The following is a 14,688-nucleotide window of genomic DNA, read 5'->3' as shown; positions in this document are numbered from 1 at the left end:
AACGGCGGCTGGCCCTTCGGCAGCGGCTTTGCCGTTGAACCCGGCGGACAGGTCTTGCTGTACCGTGTGGTTGTCCGTTGACAGGGGGAAACTGGCATGAATGGACGGACGAATCGCTGTCGTGCGCTGCGGCAGGTGCTCGCGGGCTGTGCGCTCACGTTGCTGGCGGAGGCGGGTGCGGTCGCCAGCCCGGCGCTGTCGGCGCTGCAGGGTCTCCGCGGTGACAACGGGCAGATACATGCGTGTACCGGCGCGCAGGCCGGCCTCGCCGTGTGGTGCGTGCGTGCCGGCGCACCGCCGGGCGGCAATGGAACGGCCGCATCACCGCTGGCGACGATTTCAGCCGCGACCAGCGCCGCCAAGGCCGGCGATATCGTGCAGGTCGCCGCCGGCATCTACGCCGAAAACGTCGCGCTGGGCAGCTACGGTAATCCGGTCGGCAAGCACCTTACGCTGCTCGGCGGATTCGACAGCGGCTTCACCGGTCGTGACTCGGATGCGAACGCCACCATCATCAATGGCGGCATGGTCGCGCCGTGCGTGCAACTTCACGTCAACAGCAGCCAGACCACGACGCTGGACGGCTTCGTGCTCACCAACGGCCGCGGACTGGGTACGGACTGGCAGACCGGGGGCGGTGCCGGCGGTGGCGTGCACGTCGAGCAGCAGGGTGCCGGCACCACGGTGATCTCGCACAACCGCATCCATGGCAACCGCACTTACAACCACGCCAGCGCCGATACGCGCGGTGGCGGCATCCACGCGGCGACGCCGAGCTGGGGCGGTTTCACCGGCAAGGTGCACATTCAGGACAACTGGATCCACGACAATGAAGCCGGCAAGGGCGCCGCGATCAACGTGGTCGGACGTCATGCGCTGATCGAACGCAACCTGGTGGAAGGCAACACCGGCCACCACGACCATGGTGGCGGTATCTACATCTCCACCGCCGACACCCAGGTGCGTGACAACGTCGTGCGCGGCAACGTCATCGGCGCGACCGCAGGCTATGGCTGGGGTGGCGGCATCATTGTCGCCGCCGCCGGTGCCGACCTCCAGGGCAACACCATCACCGACAATTACACGCCGACAGCCGGCTCGGGTGTGTACTGGGACGAAGGTGCGACAGGCACGATGCGCAACGACATCCTCAGCCGCAACCGTTGTCCGCAGGGTGCACGTTCGGCGGCGGCGATCTATGTCGATGGCGGCCCGGGCGGGCCTTCGATGGTGCAGATTGAAAACGTCACCATCGCCGACCACCACTGTCCCGGTACCGAGCCTGATGGCGCGGCGGTGGTGGTCGAAGGCGGCTCGGCGATCACCGTGCGCAACGCGATCTTCCGCGGCAACTCGCGCGATTTCGCGACGCTGTCCGGCGGCACGGTCACGGTGTCGTACTCGATCACCACGCAGGCGGGTACCGGCAACTTCAGCGCCGATCCGCTGTTCGCCAATGCCGCCGCAGGCGATTACCACCTGCGTTCGGCGGGCGGCCGCTACACGCCGTCGGGCTGGGTCGTCGATGCCGTCACCAGTCCGGCCATCGACGCCGGTGATCCGGCGTCAGACTACGCGCAGGAGAGCCAGCCGAACGGCGGTCGCGTCAACCTCGGTGCCTGGGGCAACACCGCACAGGCCAGCCGCACGCCCGGCGGCGACCTGATCTTCGCGAACGGCTTCCAGTAGCAGCCGCGGCGCCACGTGGTCAGACGGCTTCGAAGCGGTTGGCGTCGCGGTTCTTGCGCACGTCGCGCGGGTGCCAGATGCGACCGTTCATGGCGATGTACACGCCCGGCGGCAGCGACTGCACGGCGCCGACCGCGCAGCCGATGTTGAACACCGCATCGGAGCCGCGGAACAGCGCCGGATTGAGCGCGCCGGTCAGCACGATGGTCTTGCCGGGAATGCCGTCCAGCACCTGCGCGGTCTCGACCATGGTGTCGGTGCCGTGGGTGACCAGTACATGCGAGTGCGGTTGTGCCTCGATGGTGCGGCGGACCAGGTCGCGGTCCTCGTCGGTGACGTGCAGGCTGTCCTTGCGCAGCAGCGGGATCACGTCGAAGCGGAAGGCGACACCGAGATCGCGCAGGATCTGGCCGATCTGCGGATCGCCGATCTGGAAGTCCGACTTGTCGTCGAAGTAGATCTTGTCGATGGTGCCACCCGTGGTGACGATGCAGAGTTGCTCCATGGCGATCGGTTCCGGAAGCGAATGGATCAGGAGGAAGTGGAAGGTGCCTGCGCGCGCGCCAGGCGTCGCGACTTCAGGCCGAAGGCGCCGTAGGCGGCAATGACCACGACGCTCAGCAGCATTTCGGCCAGGGCGGGCAGGCGCATCTCCGGCGTGATCCAGGCTTCGCTGACACCATGGCAGAAGAACAGCAGCGCCATGATATTGGCCCAGAACAGCGGCATCGGTCGGGCCTTCCATGCACCGGGCAGTGCGGCGGCGAGCGGCACAACGGTGATCGCCAGTGCCGTCCAGCCCATGGCCGAACGCGGTGGCGGCATGAAACCGTGCCACCAGGCCTGCAACATCAGCAGCGCCAGCAGGCCGACGCGGATCAAGTTCAACATGGCGGCGCCAGCTTCTTCGCGGTGAGGGCGACGCGCTGGCCGAGCTGCCGGCACAGGGCGTCCTCGTCGTCGCTCAGCGTGTGCTCCCCGCGCACGCCGGCCCAGTGGCTGGCGCCGTAGGGCGTGCCGCCGGTGCGGGTGGTATTCAGCGCGGTGCCATGGAAGGGCAGGCCGACGATCAGCGCGCCATGGTGCATCAGCGGCAGCATCATGCTCAGCAGTGTTGATTCCTGGCCGCCATGAAGTGTGCCGGTGCTGGTGAACACCGCCGCCGGCTTGCCGACCAGCGTGCCGGCCAGCCACTGGCCGCCGGTGCCGTCGAGGAAATGCTTGAGCGCGCTGGCCATGTTGCCGAAGCGCGTCGGGCTGCCCAGGATCAGGCCGGCGCATTCCTCCAGGTCGACCGCCTGGACGTAGGGAGCGCCTTCGTCCGGTTCAGGCGGCGCCGCGACCTGGGTCACCGGTGCGACGGGCGGCACCGTGCGCAGGCGCGCGCGCATGCCTTCGACTTCATCGACGCCGCGCGCGATCCGGCGGGCCATGGTCGCGGTGTGGCCGCTGCGGCTAAAGTAGAGGATCAGGATATCGCCCATGCCGCCTATTGTGCCTGAGTCCATACGCCCGTCGGGCGATCACAGCCGCCGCACCGGGCGCCAGCGGAGCCGGGCGCGTGCCTGATCGCCTGCGCGCGCGCTGGGACCGCTTCGAGCGGGAACGCTGGAAGGCCTTCTTCGGCTACCTCTGGCACCGCTTCTGGGCGGACAACTGCTTCCAGTACGCCGGTGCGCTGTCCTATACGACCGTCTTCGCGCTGGTGCCGCTGACGGTTTCGGTGTTCGGCATCCTGTCGGCGTTCCCGGTTTTCGAGGAATGGTCCCAGCGCCTGCGCAGCTACGTCTTCACGAATTTTGTGCCGGCGACCGGCGACACCATCGAGGGCTACATCACCAGTTTCGCCGCGAACGCCTCCAGCCTGACCGGCGTCGGCATCATCTTCCTGATCGTCAGCGCCCTGCTGATGATGTATTCCATCGAAGACGCCTTCAATCGCATCTTCCGCGTCACCCGGCCGCGGAGGCCGGTGTCGCGGTTCGTCATGTACTGGACGGTGCTGTCGCTCGGGCCGATGCTGGTCGTGGCCGGCCTTGCGATGTCCACCTACTTCTTCGCGCTGCCCATGTTCGCCGAACTGGACCGCGAGCTGCGCTTCGCCGACCGCCTGCTCGTGCTGCTGCCGGGACTGGTGACCTGGCTGGCGCTGACGCTCAGCTACGCGGTGGTGCCGAACACCGAAGTGCGCTGGCGCCACGCGGCGATGGGTGCGCTGGTCGCGACCATCCTGTTCGAACTGGGCAAGCGTGGTTTCGCCTTCTACCTGACCAGTTTCCCCTCCTACCAGCGCATCTACGGCGCGTTCGCCGTGGTGCCGATCTTCCTGTTCTGGGTGTACCTGTCCTGGAACATCGTGCTGCTCGGTGCGTCGCTGGCGGCGGTGCTCAGTTCGTTCCGCTACCACCCGGAAGAACGCAAGCTGCCGACAGGCCATGAATTCGCAGCCGTGCTGCGCCTGCTGGAGGCACTGTCCGAAGCGCACGGAGAAGGCCGCGGCATGACGCTGGAAGCCATGCACGACCGTGTCGGCGGCCTCAGTGACGAGCAGCTGCTGCGGATCCTCAGCGACCTGGCCGGCCTGCGCGTCGTCGAACGCACCAGCCTCGGACTCTGGCGCGTGACGCGCGACCTGGAGCAGGTAATGCTTTCGGACATCTATGAAGCGGGCGCCTACCGCATTCCGCTGACGCGCCGTGGCAACGTCGTCCCCGATGCCGCCGACCTCACGTTGGGCGCAGGGACCGACAGCCTGTTGCTCGTGCTCAATCGCAGCGTCGCCGATTACGTGCGCGGGCAGCGCACCAAGGAACCACGATGAAATTCCACCCCGTCCTGTCCGCCGTCCTGCTGGCCGCCGCCATTGCCCTGCCGCCTGCGGCGCAGGCGCAATCCGGTGCGCAGTCGCTGGTCGGCACTTCGCCGACGCTCGGGATCGCCACGCTGGATGGCAAGGGTTTCGACCTGGCTGCGCTGCGTGGCAAGTGGGTCGTGCTCAACTGGTGGGCGACCTGGTGCACGCCCTGCATCAAGGAAATTCCCGACCTCAACGCACTGTCGCGCCGCGATGACGTCGAAGTCCTGGGCCTTGACTTCGAGGAAATCGAACGCGGTGACCTCGACGCCTTCCTGGCCGAGCATCCGATCGAGTACCCGGTGGCGCCCGTCGACGTATTCGAGCCGCCCGCCGGTTTTCCAGTCCCGCGCGGCCTGCCGCTGACCTATGTCGTCGCACCGGACGGTGTCGTCGCCAAGGCCTTCCTCGGGCCGGTCACGCGCGCCGAGCTGGAACGCGTCATCGATGCCGCGGTCGCTGGCGACGGCGGCGGGGCGGACCGGCCATGAGCGACGTCATCGCCGTGCGCTTCCTGGTGTCCGGTCGCGTGCAGGGCGTGTTCTATCGCGCCTCGACGGTGGAACGGGCGCAGGCGCTGTCGCTGCACGGCTATGCGCGCAACCTGCCTGACGGCCGGGTCGAGGTGCTGGCGCGCGGTGCGTTGGACCATGTCGATGCGCTGGAACGCTGGCTGCACACCGGTCCGCCGCTGGCGCGCGTCGAAGCCGTGCTGCGCGAGGCTGCCGGCGGGCACGAGTTTCCCGATCCCTTCACGGTCCGGCGCTGAGGAACGTCTCCATGGACGCTTTGATCTTCGACCTCGACGGCACCCTGATCGATACGGTTTACGCGCACGTCTTCGCGTGGCAGAAGGCCTTTGCCGAAGCGGGGCTGGCGCTGGACGGATGGCGGATCCACCGCCGCATCGGCATGAGCGGCGGACTGTTCACGCGGGCCGCAGGTCGCGAACTGGGACGCGATCTCACTGTCGCCGAGGTTGGCCACATCCAGGCACGGCATGGCGAGATCTTCCGGGAGATCCTGCCGGAGCGGCGGCCGCTGCCGGGCGCGATCGAACTGCTGCGCGGAATGCGCGAACGCGGCATCGTGCACGGCATCGCCACGTCGGGCAGGCGACCGGAGATCGACGCCTCGCTGGAAGCGCTGGGCGTGCCCGGGGACATGGTGGTCGTGCAGCGTGGCGATGTCGCGCGCGCGAAACCCGATCCGGCATTGTTCCTGCGCTGTGCCGAGCGCCTCGGTTGCGAGCCGGCGCGCTGTTATGTCGTCGGCGATGCGGTCTGGGACCTGCTGGCCGCGCGCCGCGCCGGCATGCTCGGCATCGGCGTGCTCAGCGGTGGCTACGGCGAGGACGAACTGCTGCGCGCCGGCGCCTATCGCGTCTATCGCGATGCCGCGGCGCTGGACAGCTCGCTGTACGAACTGGGATTCGACGCGGAATAACCGTCCGCATCCCCCGCGCCGGCCCGAGGAGTGGCGCGATGCGCACGACTGCGCACGCATCGCGTCACGCAGCGCTGATCGAATCGGATCCGCCGTCGCGGATCCGGCATCGCGAATTGGAAGCCGCCGATCAAGTCCCGGAGAAGTCCCGGATCGGAAGTCCCGGATCGGAAGTCCCGGATCGGAAGTCCCGGATCGGAAGTCGCGGATGGGAAGTCGCGGATGGGAAGTCGCGGATCAGCTTCCGACGGTCGGCCGGAGCAAGAACAAACGTCCTGCCACCCGCGGCCGGCGTCCATGCCGGGGAATGTTGCCAGCGTGTCGCATGCGTCGGCCCACGATTGCCGCATCACTCCCGCAGCCGCGGCCGCAGGCCGGCGAGGTTGCAGGGCCGCGTCCGGCTGTCCAGCTGCGCGGCGATGATCTTCTCCCAGCCGGTGCGGCAGGCCGAGGTCGAGCCGGGCAGGCAGAACACGAAGGTGGCATTGGCGATGCCGGCCAGTGCACGGGACTGCAGCGACGAAGTGCCGATCTCGTCCCAGGACAGCATGCGGAACACTTCGCCGAACCCGGGCATCTCGCGGTCCAGCAGCGGTGCGATCGCTTCCGGTGTCGAATCGCGGCCCGTGAAGCCGGTGCCACCCGTGATGAGCACCGCATCGACGGCCGGATCGGCGATCCACGCCGATACCACGGCGCGCAGACGGTAACGGTCGTCGGGCAGCAGTTCGCGCGCGGCCAGTCTATGGCCCGCGCCGGCCAGCGCTTCGACGAGGTAATCGCCGCTGGTGTCGGTCTCCAGCGTCCGCGAGTCGGAGACGGTGAGGACGGCGATGGTGAGTGGCGAGAAGGCGGGCGTGGCATTGCTCATGCTGCGATTATGCCTGCGCCTGTCACCCGTCGCGCCCGGATTCCGCGTTTTCACGGTAGCGCTGCCACAGCCGTGTCGCGATCAGGCGCGCCTGCGCGTCAGCCTCCGCCTTCAGCAGCGGATGACCGAGCGACGTCGTGGTTGCATCGAAGAGCGCCAGCCAGCGTTCGAACAGCGCCGCGTCCAGGCCTGGCAGGGCGTTGTGGCGGGTCACGGGCGCGCCGCGAAACCGGCGCGTACCGCGCAGCAGCGCCGACCAGAAATCCACCAGCAACGCAAGGTGGGCGTCCCAGTCGTCGACATGGCGGGTGAAGATCGGGCCGAGCACGGCGTCCTCGCGTACATTCGCGTAGAAACGGTGTACCAGGGCGACGATGTCGTCTTCGCTGATCGCGCCGCTGGCGGCCGCACAGGCAGGCGCCGGTACGGGAACTGCGTTGGCCGTGCGGGTCGGATTCTTCACGGCGGACAGTATCGCGCCGCCGCCATCCGGCCGCGTTGACCTGGATCAGCGGCGGATCGCCGCCGGCTGCACGGGATGGCTTGGGCGCCGGTCGTCGAACGGCTATGCTCGCCGCAACAAGGAGGGTGATGCGTGGACAGCGAGCGCTGGCGGCAAGTCCGTGACCTGTTCGAGCGTGCGCTCGACCTGGATCCGGATGCGCGCGGCCCGTTCCTGGACGAGGCCTGCGCCGGCGATGCCGGGCTGCGCGACCAGGTCGAGGGGCTGATCGCCGCCGAGGCCGAGGCACCGGACACGCTCGCCATCGACGTGCCGACTGCGATGCTGCGCGAAGCGCTGGAAGCCGCGCCGGCGGAATCACAGGGCGACCAGTGGGCCGGACTGCGCCTGGGTGCATGGCGCCTGGACCGCGAGATCGGTCGTGGCGGCATGGGCGCGGTCTATCTCGCGCAGCGTGCCGATGGCCAGTACCTGCAGCGCGCGGCCGTCAAACTCGTGCGGTCCGGCTGGGATGTCGAATCGCTGGGCAGGCGCTTCCGCGCCGAGCGGCAGATCCTCGCACAGCTGGAACATCCCAACATCGCGCGCCTGCTCGATGGGGGCGTCAGCGAGGACGGCAAGCCCTACCTTGTCCTGGAATACGTCAATGGCCTCGACCTGATCGCCTACTGCGACCACGCGCGCCTGGACATCCGTGCGCGCCTGGAACTGTTCCTCACCGTCTGTGAAGCGGTGGAACATGCGCACCGGAAACTGATCGTGCATCGCGACCTGAAGCCGTCGAACATCATGGTCGATACCACCGGGCAGGTGAAGCTGCTCGATTTCGGCATCGCCAAGCTGCTGCAGGACGGCGTCGAGGACCGCTCGGAAACGCGCATCTTCACCCCTGAATACGCGGCGCCGGAGCAGCTGCGCGGCGATCCGGTGACCACCAGCATCGATGTGCACGCACTGGGCGTGATCCTCTTCGAACTGCTGACCGGCGCCCATCCGTATCCGGTCGATACGCCGACGCCGGCCGCCTACAGCCAGGCGGTCCTGACCGGCGAGCCGACACTGCCGTCGCGCGCCGCAGGCGACACCAGTCGGCAGGGACGGCTGCTGGCGCGGCGCCGACGCAGCAGCCCGGCGCTGCTCAGCGGCCGCCTTCGCGGCGACCTCGATGCCATCGTACTCAAGGCGCTGCGGAAGGATCCGGTGCAGCGTTACCTGTCGGTGGCGGCGCTGGCGGGAGACGTGCGCGCCTATCTTTCGCATCGGCCGGTGTCGGCGCGGCGCGGCCGGCTGCGTTACCGCGCGGGACGTTTCCTGCGCCGCAACGCATTGGCCAGCGCACTCGGCGCGACCGTCGTCCTGCTCCTGGTCGGCGGGCTGCTGCTGTCGTTATGGCAGGCCGGACAGACACGCCGGCAGCGTGACATGGCACGGCTGGAAGCGGCCAACGCGCAGGCCGTGTCGTCGTTCCTCTCCGGCGTCTTCGAACAGGCCAATCCCGAAGTGACGGACGGCAGCGAGCCCGGCGTGCGCGACCTGCTCGATCGCGCCGTCGAACGCATCGACGCGCAGCCGGGCATGCAGCCGGACGTGCGCGGTCGCCTGCTGGCGACGATGGGTCACGCCTACCAGGGCCTGGGCGAACATCCGCGCGCGACCGAACTGCTGAAGCGCGCGCTGCGCGATGCCGAAGCGGCCGGCGATCCGGCCTTGCAGGTCACGGTGCATCGTCGCCTGGGCGACAGCAGCCTGTATGCCGGCAAGTACGAACGGGCGCTCGACCATGCGCGGGCCCAGCTGCGGATCCTCGAAGCGGCCGGCATCACCGATCCGGAACTGCTGACCACGGCGCGCCTGAAGGTCGGCACCAGCCTCAACCACCTCGGCCGGCACGAGGACGCCGCGCAGGTGCTGCTGCCGCTGTTCGATGAAGTGCGTTCGCAGCATGGGCCGGCGTCGGCGCAGATGGCGGAAATGCTGCCTGCGCTGGCCGCGGCCATGGCGAGGCTGGGACGCGCCGCTGAAGTCGTGCCGCTGACGCGCGTCGCGTACGAAGCGGTGCAGGCTTCGCCAGAACTGCCGCTGCTTACCTCGTCGCTGCTGCTCAATGCGCACGGCCTCGCGCTGGGACGCGCCGGCCTCAGCGAGGAAGCCGAGCCCATCGAGCGCGAATACCTTGCGCAGGTCACGCGCCTGTACGGCGAGGACGACACGCGCACCAGCGTGGCGATGAACAATGTCGCGCAGTCGCTGAGCCGCCTCGGCCGCGTCGAGGAGGCCGTGGCGATGATGGAGCAGGTGGTGGCCATCCGTCGGCGCAACCTCGCGCCCGACCATGAACGCCTAGCCGCGGCGCTGGTCAACCAGGGCGTCATCCTGCGCAAGGCCGGCAAGCCCGACGACGCGCTCGCTGCGCTGGAAGAAGCGTTCACGATTTTCGAAGGCAAGGGGCAGGGCACCAGCCGGCCCGCCGTGCAGGCGCTGATGGTCAAGGCGCAGATCCACGAGGACCAGGGACGCTGGCCGGAAGCGCTGGACCTGATCGGCCGGGTGCGTCCTTTTGTCGACGCCGAGCCCAGCTACTACCCGGGCGCCGAAGCCGCCACGCCGCTGCTGGTCCAGGCACGACTGCAGTACCGCCTGCAGCAGCTCCCGCCCGACTGCGATCCGCTGCCGAGGACTGTCGCGCTGGCGGACCTGCCCGCTCACCAGGCACAGGAAGCGCGAATCCTGGCGGCCGTCTGCGCGCAACAGCACGGCAGGGACGGCGAAGCCGAGACGCTGCTTGCCGGCCTCACGGAGGCGCCGCTGGCGCCAGGCGTTTCGGCCCTGGCGCGCGAGCTGTTGCCGGCGCTTTCACCGCGCTGATCCGCGCTCCGCCGGGCGGCCGGCGCTGCGGACCGGACCCCGCATCGCCATCACGGCACGTCTCTGGTTCAGGCGCGGATTGGCCTGTGGCGGCAGCACCTGCGATCATGGCGGATGCAAACGTTTTCCGAACTCGACCTGATCGAGCCGCTGCGCCGTGTCCTCGACGACCTCGGCTTCAACCGGCCGACCCCCATTCAGGCCACCTCGCTGCCGCCGATCCTCGCCGGCCGCGATGTCATCGCGCAGGCACCGACCGGCAGCGGCAAGACCGCCGCCTTCGGCATCGGCATCCTCAGTCATCTCGACCCAGCACAGATCCGCTGCCAGGCGCTGGTGCTGGCGCCCACGCGCGAACTGGCCGACCAGGTCGGCAAGGCCATCCGCCGCCTCGCTGCCGGCATTGCCAACGTCAAGGTCAGTGTCTTTGCCGGCGGCGTGTCGCTGTCGCCGCACCTGGCCTCCCTGCAGCATCCGCCGCATATCGTCGTCGGCACGCCCGGGCGCATCCTTGAACTGATGCAGCGCGGCGCGCTCGATGTATCGGGCCTGCGCACGCTGGTGCTCGACGAAGGCGACCGCATGCTCGACATGGGCTTCGATGAATCCATCGCCGCCATCGTCAAGCGCCTGCCTGCGCGCCGGCAGAGCCTGCTGTTCTCCGCGACCTGGCCGGACGAAATCCGCGAGCTGGCGAAGCGCAGCCTGCGTGCACCGGAAGAAATCGCCATCGGTGACGAACTCGGCGCGCCGCAGATCGCCGAGCATTTCCATGAAGTCGACACCGCCGCGAAACCGGCTGCACTCGCCGGGCTGCTGGTGCTGCATTCGCCGGAATCGACCGTGGTGTTCTGCAACACGCGCCGCGATGTCGCCGATGTGGCCGACTGGCTGGCGCGCTGCGGCTTCGCCGTCGGCGCACTGCACGGCGACCTGGAGCAGCGTGACCGCGACGAAGTGCTGCTGCGCTTCGCCAACCGCAGCCTCACCGTTCTGGTCGCCAGCGACGTCGCCGCGCGCGGCCTTGACATCCGCGAGCTGGCCTGCGTGGTGAACTACGAACTGCCGCACGATGCCGACACGTACCGGCACCGCATCGGCCGCACCGCGCGGGCGGGACAGACCGGCATGGCGCTGAATCTGGTGGCGCCGGCGCAGATGCACCGCGCAAGCCAGATCGCCGAACAGCTGGGCATGACCCCACGCTGGTCGCGGCCGCCATCCTTCAGTGGGGGTGATCGCAGCCGCGTGCCGCCCGCCGCCATGGCGACGCTGCGCATCGACGCCGGCCGCACCGACAAGCTGCGCCCGGGCGATATCGTCGGCGCGCTCACCGGCGCTGGCGGCCTGCAGGCCAGCGACCTCGGCAAGATCGATGTCTTCCCGACGCGCAGCTATGTCGCCGTGCGACACAAGCTCGCCAGGGCGGCGCTGGCCAGCCTGCAGGCCGGGAAGATCAAGGGCCGATCGTTCCGGGTGCGGCTGCTTTGACCCCGGCGGCGCGTCCGCGGGGTGGCCGCAGTTCCGCGCCGCCGCCGCTTCATGCCACCATTCGGCCACACCACCTCGCGTCCATGCGCTGACGCCGACCAGGCACGCATGGCCACGCCAGCGGCGACCTGCCACGCCGCCGCGGTGGGCGCGTAGCGACCTTCCACCGGAACCTGATCCATGCGCCTCAACAAGTACATCGCCGGCACCGGCTTCTGCTCGCGTCGCGAAGCCGACCGGCTGATCGCCGCACGCCGCGTTACAGTCAACGGGGAACCCGGCAGCAACGGGCGCGAAGTGACCGATGGCGACGAGGTGCTGCTCGACGGCCGGCCTTTGCCGGTGCTTGGCAGCAAAGGCGGCCGCAGGCACGTCTACATCATGCTCAACAAGCCGGTCGGCATCACCTGCACCACCGAGAGCGGCGTCGCCGGCAACATCATCGACTTCGTCGGCCACGAGCAGCGCATCTTTCCCATCGGCCGCCTCGACAAGGATTCGGAAGGGCTGATCCTGCTCACCAGCAACGGCGACATCGTCAACGAGCTGCTGCGCGTCGAGAACGGCCACGAAAAGGAGTACCTTGTTGCCGTCAACAAGCCGGTGACGCCGGAATTCCTTACCGGCATGTCGCGCGGCGTGCGCATCCACGGCCAGCTGACGCGACCCTGCCGCACCAGCCGCATCGCCAAGTACGGATTCCGCATCGTCCTCACCCAGGGACTGAACCGGCAGATCCGCCTGATGTCCGCCGCCTTCGGCTATCGCGTCACCCAGCTGCGCCGCGTGCGCATCAACGACCTCAGGCTCGGCCACCTCAAGCCCGGCCAGTGGCGCAACCTCACTGATGCCGAACTGCGCGCGCTGCTGCCGCAGCGGACGGAGTGGTGAGGGTTGCCGCGGTCCATAAACGCGGGTCCCTGCGCGGTAGTGGAGCGTCTGGCGGCAGAGTGGGGAGTTGGGTCCATGATCGCCTGCGGGTGGCCATGGAGCGTGCGAGGCGGTTCCCTCTCAAGCATCCGGCGATACGGGGTTCGAGTTCAGAATCCGACCCACAGGCGGCGGCAACGGCGGCCCTGACTGCATTTCCGCGCCTGCGCCCGTAACCCTGTTGCTTTCTCTCCGGCATCGAGCGGCGCCGGAGACGGGCGCTGGCGGCGACTTGCCCGCTGGCCGCAATCTCATCAGGCGTTCCGCCAGCGCCCCTGCTGGCCGGTCGAGGCCCCGGTTTGCGTTACAGCTGGGCAGAGGCCGGGATGGCAGTGCCGACCGGCGGGAATTTCGACGAATGGAGACATAATGCGCGCCGCTGCCAGAACGCTTTCCTGCCTTGCATTCGGGCTGCTGGCCCAATCCTCGATGGCCGCCCAGTTCTGGGTGGTCAACCACAATGATTCCGGCCCCGGGTCACTACGCCAGGCGTTGGTCGACATGAATGCCGCCGCTGGAGACAACCACCAGATCTGGTTCGACCTCACGCAGCCGAACCAGGCCATCGTCCTGCAGTCGTCGCTGCCGTCGATCGCCAAGCCCGTCGTGCTGATCACAGGCTTGAAGTCGTCACAGCCGGTGGTTATCGATGGCAACAACGCACATCAGCTGATCACCGCGTACAACGGCAGCAGCAACCGCGAGTTGTCGATTTCCTGGCTGGAACTGCGTAACGCGGCCACGGATTTCTCCGAAGCGGCCTGCGTGGTCGCAGCGGTGCCTCCGGCTGGGGTGGTTGGCAAGCTCGACATCCGCGGCGTGACCCTGCGGAATTGCGTCGCCCGCTCGTCCAGCCAGAACGCCACTGGAGGCGCCATCCGGGCCGACCGGCGCCACGTTGAAATCGTCAACAGCCATTTCGAGGCAAACGTGGCTCAGGGCATGGGTGGCGTGCTCCTGCAGCGTGGTGTCGACATGAGAACCCGCTTGTTCATCAGCGGTTCGACTTTTCTCGACAATGGTGCTGAAGGCTCCAGCCTGGGACGGGGCGGTGTGCTGAGTCTGAGCGATGTCGACCTCACCATCACGCGTAGCCGCTTTCTGGGCAACTGGAGCCAGGCGAAAGACGACCAGCCCGGGGCCGGCGTGGGTTCGGTCATTCACGCCACGGGTACGCAGGCCGAGATCACTGACAGCCTCTTCTTTGGAAACCATGCCCGCCGCTCGACCGTATACGTGGACAACGCCACCGGTTACACCGAGACCCGGATCCATAATGTTAATTTTGTAGGCAACGAGGTCGGCATCGGAAGCAATCTGGAGTTGGGCACTCGGCGGGTCATCGCCCGGCACCTGACGGTATTGGGCACCACGACGGCCGGGTACGCCATGCCCACCGCGATCTATCACGGTCGGGGCTCGTATGCCGGTGACGCCGGTATGACGGTGTACAACAGCGTGATCGCCCCCAGCGGGGCAAGTGGGGACAGCGCATGCGGCTACGTGTTACCTCAAGCACCACTGAATGCGAGCGGATTCAACATCATGCTTGCATCCGGTTGTGGCTTGGACGCCAACGCCACCTTCGCCGACCTGCGCATCGAGGCGCTGAAGGACAATGGCGGGCCCGTGGAAACGGTATCGCTGTTCGCAGGCAGCTTTGCCGTGGATGGCGGAAACCCGGCGGCGCCGAACGTCGCCGACGCGACCGCCTGCCTGCAAACGGACGCTCGCGGCGTGACGCGCCCGCAGCCCGGCGGTGACGGGGCCGCGCCGAGGTGCGATGCCGGCGCGTGGGAATCGCAAGGCGAACCACCGCTCTTCCGCCACGATTTCGAGGAGGCCCTCTGGCGGCTGTGATAGTCCCTGCCCATCCCCACATGGCAGCCAGCCGTGCGTCGTCGCGGCAGGGGAGTCCCGCCAACACCGTAGTTACTCATAAGTCAGTAAATTAGGGAACCAATGTCCGCCAGTGCTGTCCAATCCGACATGAAGAGAGACGGACGCAAGGTATCGCGAGCGGCGCTGGAAGAGATGCGTCTCATGGCACTGGATCGCATGCGCGAAGGCGAGTCGCCG

At 68.2% G+C, this 14,688-nt stretch carries 14 protein-coding genes and 1 pseudogene; 10 read left to right on the top strand and 5 right to left on the bottom strand.

The window, feature by feature from the left end:
* The first annotated feature begins 96 nt into the window (after window positions 1-96).
* Window positions 97-1,689 carry a right-handed parallel beta-helix repeat-containing protein gene (locus EDC25_RS04760; protein ID WP_123521635.1) on the top strand — a complete coding sequence of 531 codons (1,593 nt, stop codon included), beginning with the start codon at window positions 97-99 and terminating at the stop codon, window positions 1,687-1,689.
* A gap of 19 nt (window positions 1,690-1,708) precedes the next feature.
* Here EDC25_RS04760 and EDC25_RS04755 read toward each other — a convergent pair whose 3' ends face one another.
* From EDC25_RS04755 to wrbA, 3 genes are read right to left on the bottom strand one after another with little or no spacing between them, the layout of a single operon-like run.
* Entirely contained in the window at window positions 1,709-2,194 is a 486-nt protein-coding gene (locus EDC25_RS04755; protein WP_123521636.1) for an asparaginase domain-containing protein, read from the bottom strand.
* Between the two features lie 26 nt (window positions 2,195-2,220).
* On the bottom strand, window positions 2,221-2,580 hold the full coding sequence (locus EDC25_RS04750) for a DUF2069 domain-containing protein (RefSeq protein ID WP_123521637.1): 360 nt from the start codon (window positions 2,578-2,580) through the stop codon (window positions 2,221-2,223).
* The gene (gene wrbA, locus EDC25_RS04745; protein WP_123521638.1) at window positions 2,574-3,173 is read right to left on the bottom strand and encodes an NAD(P)H:quinone oxidoreductase; all 600 of its coding nucleotides are present in this window, start codon (window positions 3,171-3,173) and stop codon (window positions 2,574-2,576) included. The genes EDC25_RS04750 and wrbA overlap by 7 nt, the downstream gene beginning before the upstream one ends.
* 77 nt (window positions 3,174-3,250) lie before the next feature.
* On the opposite strand from wrbA, the gene EDC25_RS04740 reads away from it, so the two are divergent.
* Genes EDC25_RS04740 through EDC25_RS04725 form a run of 4 tightly spaced genes read left to right on the top strand, consistent with a single transcriptional unit; the run spans window position 3,251 to window position 5,989 of the window.
* Window positions 3,251-4,510, top strand: a complete 1,260-nt coding sequence (locus EDC25_RS04740) for a virulence factor BrkB family protein (RefSeq protein ID WP_164483990.1) — start codon at window positions 3,251-3,253, stop codon at window positions 4,508-4,510.
* On the top strand, window positions 4,507-5,034 hold the full coding sequence (locus EDC25_RS04735) for a TlpA family protein disulfide reductase (protein WP_123521640.1): 528 nt from the start codon (window positions 4,507-4,509) through the stop codon (window positions 5,032-5,034). The genes EDC25_RS04740 and EDC25_RS04735 overlap by 4 nt, the downstream gene beginning before the upstream one ends.
* Window positions 5,031-5,312: an acylphosphatase gene (locus tag EDC25_RS04730; protein WP_123521641.1), complete on the top strand. Its 282-nt coding sequence runs from the start codon at window positions 5,031-5,033 to the stop codon at window positions 5,310-5,312. The genes EDC25_RS04735 and EDC25_RS04730 overlap by 4 nt, the downstream gene beginning before the upstream one ends.
* A gap of 11 nt (window positions 5,313-5,323) precedes the next feature.
* Window positions 5,324-5,989: an HAD family hydrolase gene (locus EDC25_RS04725; protein ID WP_123521642.1), complete on the top strand. Its 666-nt coding sequence runs from the start codon at window positions 5,324-5,326 to the stop codon at window positions 5,987-5,989.
* Window positions 5,990-6,338: 349 nt separating this feature from the next.
* Here EDC25_RS04725 and moaB read toward each other — a convergent pair whose 3' ends face one another.
* A complete protein-coding gene (moaB, locus tag EDC25_RS04720; protein ID WP_123521643.1) occupies window positions 6,339-6,860 on the bottom strand; it encodes a molybdenum cofactor biosynthesis protein B in 522 nt (173 codons plus the stop codon).
* 22 nt (window positions 6,861-6,882) lie between these two features.
* Entirely contained in the window at window positions 6,883-7,323 is a 441-nt protein-coding gene (locus EDC25_RS04715; RefSeq protein ID WP_205984924.1) for a group III truncated hemoglobin, read from the bottom strand.
* Window positions 7,324-7,455: 132 nt separating this feature from the next.
* Here EDC25_RS04715 and EDC25_RS04710 point away from each other — a divergent pair, with 132 nt between their 5' ends.
* From EDC25_RS04710 to EDC25_RS14895, 5 genes and pseudogenes are all read left to right on the top strand, one after another.
* A complete protein-coding gene (locus EDC25_RS04710; RefSeq protein WP_123521644.1) occupies window positions 7,456-10,188 on the top strand; it encodes a serine/threonine-protein kinase in 2,733 nt (910 codons plus the stop codon).
* 114 nt (window positions 10,189-10,302) lie between these two features.
* Window positions 10,303-11,679 carry an ATP-dependent RNA helicase DbpA gene (gene dbpA, locus EDC25_RS04705; RefSeq protein ID WP_123521645.1) on the top strand — a complete coding sequence of 459 codons (1,377 nt, stop codon included), beginning with the start codon at window positions 10,303-10,305 and terminating at the stop codon, window positions 11,677-11,679.
* A 180-nt stretch (window positions 11,680-11,859) separates the two neighbouring features.
* Window positions 11,860-12,570 (top strand): pseudouridine synthase, encoded by a 711-nt coding sequence (locus EDC25_RS04700; protein ID WP_123521646.1) that lies wholly within the window; start codon window positions 11,860-11,862, stop codon window positions 12,568-12,570.
* 408 nt (window positions 12,571-12,978) lie between these two features.
* Complete coding sequence (locus tag EDC25_RS04695) at window positions 12,979-14,469, top strand: choice-of-anchor Q domain-containing protein (protein ID WP_132577272.1); 1,491 nt, start codon at window positions 12,979-12,981, stop codon at window positions 14,467-14,469.
* Window positions 14,470-14,571: 102 nt separating this feature from the next.
* A pseudogene (locus tag EDC25_RS14895) lies at window positions 14,572-14,688 on the top strand (IS630 family transposase); the annotation flags it as partial.

The organism is Pseudofulvimonas gallinarii, from assembly GCF_004343305.1.
Classification (GTDB): domain Bacteria; phylum Pseudomonadota; class Gammaproteobacteria; order Xanthomonadales; family UBA2363; genus Pseudofulvimonas; species Pseudofulvimonas gallinarii.
This window is presented reverse-complemented; position numbering and strand designations above follow the sequence as displayed.

Excerpts from the sequence above, each read along its gene's own strand:
- moaB (WP_123521643.1), bottom strand. The coding sequence starts at position 6,860 with ATGAGCAATGCCACGCCCGCCTTCTCGCCACTCACCATCGCCGTCCTC.
- wrbA (WP_123521638.1), bottom strand. The coding sequence starts at position 3,173 with ATGGGCGATATCCTGATCCTCTACTTTAGCCGCAGCGGCCACACCGCG.
- EDC25_RS04695 (WP_132577272.1), top strand. The coding sequence starts at position 12,979 with ATGCGCGCCGCTGCCAGAACGCTTTCCTGCCTTGCATTCGGGCTGCTG.
- EDC25_RS04735 (WP_123521640.1), top strand. The coding sequence starts at position 4,507 with ATGAAATTCCACCCCGTCCTGTCCGCCGTCCTGCTGGCCGCCGCCATT.
- EDC25_RS04760 (WP_123521635.1), top strand. The coding sequence starts at position 97 with ATGAATGGACGGACGAATCGCTGTCGTGCGCTGCGGCAGGTGCTCGCG.
- EDC25_RS04730 (WP_123521641.1), top strand. The coding sequence starts at position 5,031 with ATGAGCGACGTCATCGCCGTGCGCTTCCTGGTGTCCGGTCGCGTGCAG.
- EDC25_RS04755 (WP_123521636.1), bottom strand. The coding sequence starts at position 2,194 with ATGGAGCAACTCTGCATCGTCACCACGGGTGGCACCATCGACAAGATC.
- EDC25_RS04700 (WP_123521646.1), top strand. The coding sequence starts at position 11,860 with ATGCGCCTCAACAAGTACATCGCCGGCACCGGCTTCTGCTCGCGTCGC.
- dbpA (WP_123521645.1), top strand. The coding sequence starts at position 10,303 with ATGCAAACGTTTTCCGAACTCGACCTGATCGAGCCGCTGCGCCGTGTC.
- EDC25_RS04750 (WP_123521637.1), bottom strand. The coding sequence starts at position 2,580 with ATGTTGAACTTGATCCGCGTCGGCCTGCTGGCGCTGCTGATGTTGCAG.
- EDC25_RS04725 (WP_123521642.1), top strand. The coding sequence starts at position 5,324 with ATGGACGCTTTGATCTTCGACCTCGACGGCACCCTGATCGATACGGTT.